Consider the following 3,369-nt stretch of genomic DNA (forward strand, 5'->3'; position numbering starts at 1 on the left):
ACGCTGCAGGCCACCGCCGACCACGCCGACGTGCGCGGCGACCTGGTCAGCGGCACCGCCGAGGCCTCGCAGAAGGTCTTCGACGACCTCGCCGCTGCGGGCATTGACCTCGAAGACGTCTTCATCACCCTGGAGACCGAAGGCGTCGACAAGTTCGAGAAGTCCTGGACCGAACTCCTCGGCACCGTCGCCGATCGGCTCGGGTAGTCCACAGAGGAGGATGAGATGTCTGATCCCGTGGATGCTTCCACGCCCACGCCCAACGAGACCAAGCCCGACCCGCAGGACCCGGAGGACCCGGCCAACCTGCAGTCGGCCGAAGACCTCGACGAGGACGAGCTCGGCACCGACCCGCTGGAGCGCGGCGTCGAACCGCCCGAGGGCTGGTCGGCCACCTCTCGGGAGCGGCCCACGCCGCGCGAGCAGCGCGAGGGCCGGACCCTCGACGAACGCATCGCCGAGGAACGCCCGGAAACCGACTAGCGGGCAGCTGTCGGTGGCGGGCGGACAATGGGCGAGGTGACCCAGCAGGATCAGGAGTGGCGGTTCGTCCAGGGCGGGCGGCTGCTGCCCGACGCCGTCGTCTCGGCGGTCGGCTACAGCTCCCGCCTGGACCGGCCGTGCCTGCACGTGGGGATGCCGTCGCCCGCGTTGACGCTCGTGCTGACCTTCGACGAGCCGGTGATCTCGGGTTTCCAGCCCTCCGGCGACGACGCCGAGAGCACGCATCTGGTGCTCGGCGGCCTGCACACCCGCCCCGCCTACATCGCTCAGCCCGAGGTGCAGAGCGGCATCCAGCTCGCCGTCCGCCCGCTGGCGTTGCGCCGGATGTTCGGCGTTCCGGCGGCTGAACTGCGGGACCGAGCGATCGACGCGCGGGACGTGCTCGGCAGCGGTGTCGAGGACCTGCGCCAGCGGCTCGCCGAACTGACCACGTGGCCCGAGCGGTTCGCCGCCCTGGCGACCTACCTGCGGGCGAACACCGCGGAGGTGACCTCGGGTGGGCGCCCGGAGGTGGCGGAGGCGTGGAAGTGGATCGCCTGGCACCGAGGCACCGGTTCGATGAGCGCGCTCGCCCGGCACGTCCACCTCGGCGAACGGCAGCTGACGTCGGTGTTCAAGGCCGAGCTCGGCGTCTCACCGAAGGCGGCGTCGCGGTTGATGCGCTTCGAGCACGCCCGCCAGCGCATCGCCCACGCCGTCCAAGCAGGAACTCCGCTCGACCTGGCGGCCGTGGCGCACTCGTGCGGCTACTACGACCACTCGCACCTCGTGCGCGACTTCAACCAGTACGCCGGGTCGAGCCCGAGCCGGTGGATCGCCGCGGAGCTCCGAAACATCCAAGCCGGCGCGGGTCAACCAGCGGAAGAATTCCCCGCATGACCACGACGAACACCAGACCCGCACCCACGGTGTGGGCAACGCTGCAAGCCCACGACGCACCCGCGCTCATCGATTTCCTGGTGAACACGCTCGGCTTCATCAAGACCGCCGCCTACACCGACGGGGATCAAGTCGCCCACGCCCAGCTCGACTGGCCCGAGGGCGGCGGCATCATGCTCGGCTCCTACAAGCCCGACAACGACTGGTCCCGCCAACCCGGCACGGCCGGGATGTACGTGGTGACCGAAGATCCCGACGCGCTCTGCGCACGCGTGCGCGCGGCGGGCGCGGACATCTTCAGGGAGATCGCGGACCAGGAGTACGGCAACCGCGAGTTCGGGGTCCGGGACCCGGAGGGCAATCTCTGGTCCTTCGGCTACTACCGGGGTGAACCGCGCCCGTGATCACTCGCCCTTGAGGCGGGAGTTGCACTCCGCGCAGGTGGGGAAGTAGATCCAGTCGAGCTCGCTGGGCTGGGCCATGGCAACGAGCTGGCCGCACACCGCCTCGGCCGAGACGAGGCCCTCCCAGCGGGCTCCGCGGAACGCGTGGCGCACGCCGCCCGGTACGTTCTCGTTGGGTATCGGAAGCCAGAAGTGCCGTTGCGCCTGCTCGGTGTGCATCCCCAGTCCTCTCGCTCGTGATCAGCTCGGGCTGCAAGGTAGCGAACTGCAATTGCAACTCGCGATAACCCAAAAGGTTGATCTGCTTGATTGCCTCTGGCTGGCTGGTGCAAGATCCTGACCCATGTCGAAGACGTGGCCGGCGGTCCGGCGGGTGCAGGTCGGGTTGATGCTCCGCGCGATGCGCGAGAGGTCGGGCGTGAAGTCGAAGGAGATCAACGAGACGCTCGACTGGTACGTCGGCAAGCTCCAGAAGGTCGAATCCGGCAACCTCACGGTCTCCGCGGCCGAGGTGAACGAACTCGTCCGGCTCTTCGGCCTCGACGACCAGGACGAAGCCGACCGCCTGCGAGCTCTCGCCAAGGAAGCCCGCCGCAGGGATCAGCCCGCCAGGGTCCCGGACTGGGCGGCCACCTACGTAGCCCTCGAAGGCGCAGCAGCGGAGATCAAGTACTACGACCCCGAAGTGATCCCGCCCGTGTTGCAAACGGAGCACACCGCGCGGGCTTCGTTGTCCAACCCTCTCGACGAGACCCAGGACGTCGAACCTGCTGTGGCGGAGCGGGTGCGCAGGGCCGATCGCGTGCTCGGTGAGGACGCACCGCAACTGTGGTGCGTGGTCGGCGAAGCCGCTCTCTTCCGGCAGGTCGGTGGTCGTGGCGTGCTGCGTGACCAGCTTCAGCACCTCCGAAAGGCGGCAGCGCGGCCGAACGTCACCGTTCAGGTCCTGCCTTTCGACGCGGGAGAGCACGTCGCGCTCGGGTCGTCTTGGACGCTGTTGCATCTGGACGAGCCGTCGGCGACCTTCGTTTACACCGAAGCGCTCACGAGCGGTGACTACCTCGACAAACCCGCCCATACGGATCGCTACGTCAAAGCGTTCGATACCCTGCGGATGATCGCAGCGTCCGACCGAGCATCGGTCAAGATGCTGGATCGGAGGATCAAAGAACTGACCTAGTGGAGTGGTGACCATGCGCCCGTCTCAGTCGGTCACGGGCTGGCGGACGTCCAGTCGCAGCCAGGGGGCGCAGAACTGCGTGGAGGTCGGCCGGACTTCCGACGCCGGAGCAGCGGTCCGCGACACCAAGAACCGCACCGCCGGCCACTTCACCACCACGGCCCCGCAGTGGCAGCACTTCGTCGAAGCGATCAAGTCCGGTCGCTTCGACCGCTGAACCCTCAGCCACGAGAAACGCCCCGCTTCAACGGGGCGTTTCTCATGCGCGGACCATTCCGTCGAGTGACGCACGACAGCGGGCTTCCGAGGCGTGGCCCGGATGTCCGATCCGGACATGATCGAGGGAATCGTCAACTCGGTGTCCATCCCGGTGATGGCCAAGGCTCGCATCGGACACTTCGT

General features: G+C 68.1%; 7 protein-coding genes and 1 pseudogene. 7 read left to right on the forward strand and 1 reads right to left on the reverse strand.

Annotation, left to right across the window (positions count from 1 at the left end):
* The 4 genes from AB0J91_RS32885 to AB0J91_RS32900 all read left to right on the forward strand — a co-directional run.
* Window positions 1-207: transaldolase family protein (locus AB0J91_RS32885; RefSeq protein ID WP_363876903.1), on the forward strand; the 207-nt coding region annotated here is incomplete at its 5' end.
* An 18-nt stretch (window positions 208-225) separates the two neighbouring features.
* Window positions 226-483, forward strand: a complete 258-nt coding sequence (locus tag AB0J91_RS32890; protein ID WP_363788291.1) for a hypothetical protein — start codon at window positions 226-228, stop codon at window positions 481-483.
* Between the two features lie 36 nt (window positions 484-519).
* Complete coding sequence (locus AB0J91_RS32895) at window positions 520-1,383, forward strand: helix-turn-helix domain-containing protein (RefSeq protein WP_363876906.1); 864 nt, start codon at window positions 520-522, stop codon at window positions 1,381-1,383.
* Window positions 1,380-1,787 (forward strand): VOC family protein, encoded by a 408-nt coding sequence (locus AB0J91_RS32900; protein ID WP_363876909.1) that lies wholly within the window; start codon window positions 1,380-1,382, stop codon window positions 1,785-1,787. Before AB0J91_RS32895 ends, AB0J91_RS32900 begins: the two co-directional genes overlap by 4 nt.
* Here AB0J91_RS32900 and AB0J91_RS32905 read toward each other — a convergent pair whose 3' ends face one another.
* Window positions 1,788-2,006 carry a hypothetical protein gene (locus AB0J91_RS32905; protein WP_363876912.1) on the reverse strand — a complete coding sequence of 73 codons (219 nt, stop codon included), beginning with the start codon at window positions 2,004-2,006 and terminating at the stop codon, window positions 1,788-1,790.
* A 169-nt stretch (window positions 2,007-2,175) separates the two neighbouring features.
* Here AB0J91_RS32905 and AB0J91_RS32910 point away from each other — a divergent pair, with 169 nt between their 5' ends.
* The 3 genes and pseudogenes from AB0J91_RS32910 to AB0J91_RS32920 all read left to right on the forward strand — a co-directional run.
* Entirely contained in the window at window positions 2,176-2,967 is a 792-nt protein-coding gene (locus tag AB0J91_RS32910) for a DUF5753 domain-containing protein (protein ID WP_363876915.1), read from the forward strand.
* A 13-nt stretch (window positions 2,968-2,980) separates the two neighbouring features.
* The gene (locus AB0J91_RS32915) at window positions 2,981-3,184 is read left to right on the forward strand and encodes a DUF397 domain-containing protein (RefSeq protein ID WP_363876918.1); all 204 of its coding nucleotides are present in this window, start codon (window positions 2,981-2,983) and stop codon (window positions 3,182-3,184) included.
* Between the two features lie 90 nt (window positions 3,185-3,274).
* Window positions 3,275-3,369, forward strand: a pseudogene (locus tag AB0J91_RS32920) (pyridoxal 5'-phosphate synthase lyase subunit PdxS); the annotation flags it as partial.

The sequence above is a fragment of the Saccharopolyspora sp. NPDC049357 genome (assembly GCF_040677225.1).
GTDB lineage: Bacteria > Actinomycetota > Actinomycetes > Mycobacteriales > Pseudonocardiaceae > Saccharopolyspora.